This is a genomic window from Streptomyces sp. CBMA123, from assembly GCF_014596465.1.
GTDB lineage: Bacteria > Actinomycetota > Actinomycetes > Streptomycetales > Streptomycetaceae > Kitasatospora.
In genome coordinates, this window is sequence record NZ_MECK01000373.1 from 1 (window position 1) to 3,996 (window position 3,996).

The window sequence follows — 3,996 nt, forward strand, 5'->3', positions numbered from 1 at the left end:
GTTCCCGGCCGGGGTGCCGGGCATCAGCACGGCGGTGAAGGTGGCGAGCGCGCCGGCGGTGGCGACGAAGGCGGCGGCGACGAACACCGCGTCCTTCTCCGGCAGGAGTCCGGCCAGCAGCACGGCGCCGAACACCAGGCCGAGGGCGGCCACCTGACGCGCCCCGCGCGGAGTTTGCAGCATGGCACCGGAGTGTAGACACCGCGCCGCGGGCGGCGGGCCGGAACGGCAGAGCGCGGAACGGCGACGGCCCCGTACGGCGCAGTGCCGTACGGGGCCGAAGGAACCTGCGGGGATCAGACCTTGAGGTACTTGCGCAGGGTGAAGAACGCCGCGACACCGGCCATGCCCATACCGACCACGACCAGCAGCGGGATCACCGCCAGCACCGAGCCGAGGCCGATGAAGTGGATGAACTGCACCCGGTCGGCCAGCCAGTTCTGGACGAAGAAGTGCCCGCCGATCAGCAGACCGGAGGCCAGCGCCGCACCGAGCAGCGCGGAGAACGCGGCCTCGGCGATGAACGGCATCTGGACGTAGAAGTTCGACGCACCGACCAGGCGCATGATGCCGGTCTCGCGCCGCCTGCTGTACGCCGACACCCGGACGGTGTTGACGATCAGCAGCAACGCCACGAAGAGCATCAGCACCATGATCACGAACGCCGCCGTCTGCAGGCCGTTGAGCAGGCCGAACAGGTTCTCCAGGATCTTCCGCTGGTCCTCGACCGACTTGACGCCGGGCTTGCCCGCGAACGCGCTCTGGATGACGTCGTACTTGGTCGGGTCGTTGAGCTTCACCCGCCAGGACTGCGGCATCGCGTCCGGGCCCAGGACGGAGATGAGCGGGTTGTCCGGGTTCATGTCCTTCCAGTGCTTGTACGCCTCCGCGGAGCTCTCGTACGTGGAGGACTGGACCACCGAACTCATCTTGTCCAGCTGGTCCTTGATGTCCTGGACCTGCTGGTCGGTGGCCGCGCCCTTGTCGCACTGCGGCGAGTTGCGGGCATCCGCCTTGGTGCAGAAGTAGATGCTCACCTCGACCTTGTCGTACCAGTACCCCTTCATGGAGTTCACCTGGTCGCGGACCAGGAGCGAGGAACCGGCGAGGGCGAGGGAGAGCGCGACGCTGACCACGACCGCGATGGTCATGGTCAGGTTGCGTCGGAGACCCACACCGATCTCCGACAGGACGAACTGGGCACGCATGCGGGAAACAACTCCAGGGTCGGTACTGCGCGGTCGGACGGGCCGGGCCGGCGGCCCTACGGCTCAGCGCTGGTCGGTCAGTGCTGGTATCCGTAGACGCCGCGGGCCTGGTCGCGGACGAGCAGCCCCTTGTCGAGCTCGATGACTCGCTTGCGCATCTGGTCGACGATGGCCTGGTCGTGGGTGGCCATCAGCACCGTGGTACCGGTGCGGTTGATCCGGTCGAGCAGCTTCATGATGCCGACCGAGTTCTGCGGGTCGAGGTTGCCGGTGGGCTCGTCCGCGATGAGGAGCATCGGACGGTTCACGAACGCCCGCGCGATCGCGACGCGCTGCTGCTCACCACCGGACAGCTCGCCCGGCATGCGGTCCTCCTTGCCGCCGAGGCCGACCAGCTCCAGCACCTCGGGCACCACCTTGCCGATGGCGCTCTTGGGCTTGCCGATCACCTCCAGCGCGAAGGCGACGTTCTGCGCGACCGTCTTGTTCGGCAGCAGACGGAAGTCCTGGAAGACGGTGCCCAGCTGGCGGCGCATGTGCGGCACCTTCCAGTTGGACAGCTTGCCGAGGTCCTTGCCCAGCACGTGCACCGCGCCGGTGGAGGGACGTTCCTCCCGCAGGCACAGGCGCAGGAAGGTGGACTTGCCCGAGCCGGACGAGCCGACCAGGAAGACGAACTCACCCTTCTCGATCTCCAGCGAGACGTTGTCCAGGGCGGGACGGTTCTGCTTGGGATAGGTCTTGGAGACGTTGTCGAATCTGATCACGGCTGCATCACGGAGGCCATCCTAGGCGGCGCCAGTCCTCGGTCGATCCGCCCCGGAGGCCCGGTCCAGGGCGGGCGAAGGGAGCGCGGAGGGCCGCTCCCGGTCTGGGACCATACGCGAACCGGCGACCGGTCCGCAGGGGCGGCCCAGGACGGGCTCCGGAATCTGGGGGAGAATGTCCGGCTGTGCCCCGATAATTGGGAGCCATCTCACAGCCCGGGAGCCGGAAGCGCCAGAACCTGGCAGAGTGGAGGTGGCGACCGTGTCCGGTCGCTCCCCCGTACAGGGCAGACTCCCCCGTACAGGTACGAAGAGGGAACCAAAGCCCCGTCCGGTGCGTTGGCTGTAGCAGCGAGGAGGAGATCGCATGACGTGCGACCATCTGGTGTGCGCCAACTGCAACGGCCGCGTCAGCGACGGGCGTTGCCCGGTGTGCCGCGCCAACCGGGCCCGGCTGCAGGAGCAGCAGGGGCCGTTCGCCACGCTCTCCCCCGCGATGCTGCTGGCCCTGCTGGCCGGGCTGCTCGCGGTGGTGCTGATCGCGCGGCAGGCGCTGGGCTGAGACCCCGAGGTGCGACGAAGGCCCCCGACCACTGCGGTCGGGGGCCTTCTGCGTGTCCGGGTGCTTACTCGGCGCTGGTCTCGCGCTGCTTGCGCCAGCGGATCCCGGCCTCGATGAAGCCGTCGATGTCGCCGTCCAGGACGGCCTGCGGGTTGCCCGCCTCGTACGCGGTGCGGACGTCCTTGACCATCTGGTACGGGTGCAGGACGTAGGAGCGCATCTGGTTGCCCCAGGAGCTGCCGCTGTCCTTGAGCGCGTCCATCATGGCCTTCTCCTCCTGGCGGCGCCGCTCGAGCAGCTTGGCCTGGAGGACGTTCATCGCGGACGCCTTGTTCTGGATCTGCGAGCGCTCGTTCTGGCAGGAGACCACGATGCCGGTCGGGAGGTGCGTGATGCGCACCGCCGAGTCGGTGGTGTTGACGCCCTGGCCTCCGGGGCCGGAGGCGCGGTAGACGTCGATCCGCAGTTCGCCCTCGTCGATGTCGACGTGGTCGGACTGCTCGACGACCGGGAGCACCTCGACACCGGCGAAGGAGGTCTGCCGGCGGCCCTGGTTGTCGAACGGCGAGATGCGGACCAGGCGGTGGGTGCCCTGCTCGACCGAGAGGGTGCCGTAGGCGTACGGCGCCTTCACGGTGAAGGTCGCGGACTTGATGCCGGCCTCTTCGGCGTACGAGGTGTCGTACACCTCGGTGGGGTACCCGTGCCGCTCGGCCCAGCGCAGGTACATGCGCATCAGCTGCTCGGCGAAGTCGGCGGCGTCCACGCCACCGGCCTCGGCGCGGATGTTGATCAGGGCCTCGCGGGAGTCGTACTCGCCGGAGAGGAGGGTGCGGACCTCCAGCTCCTCGACGGCCTTCTGCAGCGAGACCAGCTCGGCCTCGGCCTCGGTGCGGGTGTCCGCGTCGTTCTCGGCCTCGGCGAGCTCGAACAGCACGCCCAGGTCGTCGATGCGGCTGCGCAGGCCCTCGACGCGGCGCAGTTCGCCCTGGAGGAAGGAGAGCCGGCTGGTCACCTTCTGCGCGTTCGCGACGTCGTCCCACAGGCTGGGGGCGGCTGCCTCCTCCTCCAGGACCGCGATGTCGGCCCGGATCTTGTCCAGGTCGAGGACGGCCTCGATCGACCCCATGGTCGTATCGAGGTTCTTGAGCTCTTCGGAAGGATCGACGGCTGCCACGCCCCCAGCGTAATGGTTCCGGGGGTGGTCATGACGACACCCCCGGCTCCCCCGGTCTCAGGGCGCCCGCGGGGCGGTGCCGTGCACGGCCGGACGGGACGGGTGGCCGCCGCCCGGCTCGGTGGCCGCGAAGGCCGTCCAGGCCGCGGCGGCGCCCGCCAGCAGCAGCGCCCGTCGCCCGATGCCGCGCAGTTCGGCCCGGTGGCGCAGCAGCGCGTACGGGCCCAGGGCGCCCACCGACATGACGTTGCGCCAGAAGGCGATGGCCAGCGCGGGCGCGGC

Annotated in this window: 4 protein-coding genes and 2 pseudogenes; 1 reads left to right on the forward strand and 5 read right to left on the reverse strand. The window is 69.4% G+C overall.

Going from position 1 to position 3,996, the window contains the following annotated elements; translation table 11 throughout:
* From BG452_RS30965 to ftsE, 3 genes and pseudogenes are all read right to left on the reverse strand, one after another.
* Positions 1-183, reverse strand: a pseudogene (locus BG452_RS30965) (hypothetical protein); the annotation flags it as partial.
* Positions 184-296: 113 nt separating this feature from the next.
* On the reverse strand, positions 297-1,208 hold the full coding sequence (ftsX, locus tag BG452_RS30970) for a permease-like cell division protein FtsX (RefSeq protein ID WP_188307672.1): 912 nt from the start codon (positions 1,206-1,208) through the stop codon (positions 297-299).
* 77 nt (positions 1,209-1,285) lie between these two features.
* Positions 1,286-1,975 carry a cell division ATP-binding protein FtsE gene (ftsE, locus tag BG452_RS30975; RefSeq protein ID WP_188307673.1) on the reverse strand — a complete coding sequence of 230 codons (690 nt, stop codon included), beginning with the start codon at positions 1,973-1,975 and terminating at the stop codon, positions 1,286-1,288.
* A gap of 367 nt (positions 1,976-2,342) precedes the next feature.
* On the opposite strand from ftsE, the gene BG452_RS30980 reads away from it, so the two are divergent.
* A complete protein-coding gene (locus BG452_RS30980) occupies positions 2,343-2,537 on the forward strand; it encodes a hypothetical protein (protein WP_188307674.1) in 195 nt (64 codons plus the stop codon).
* A gap of 64 nt (positions 2,538-2,601) precedes the next feature.
* Here the strand turns inward: BG452_RS30980 and prfB are convergent, their stop codons facing one another.
* Positions 2,602-3,714 (reverse strand): peptide chain release factor 2, encoded by a 1,113-nt coding sequence (prfB, locus tag BG452_RS30985; protein ID WP_188307675.1) that lies wholly within the window; start codon positions 3,712-3,714, stop codon positions 2,602-2,604.
* A 57-nt stretch (positions 3,715-3,771) separates the two neighbouring features.
* Positions 3,772-3,996 (reverse strand): annotated as a pseudogene (locus tag BG452_RS48220) (hypothetical protein); the annotation flags it as partial.

Excerpts from the sequence above, each read along its gene's own strand:
- ftsX (WP_188307672.1), bottom strand. The coding sequence starts at position 1,208 with ATGCGTGCCCAGTTCGTCCTGTCGGAGATCGGTGTGGGTCTCCGACGC.
- BG452_RS30980 (WP_188307674.1), top strand. The coding sequence starts at position 2,343 with ATGACGTGCGACCATCTGGTGTGCGCCAACTGCAACGGCCGCGTCAGC.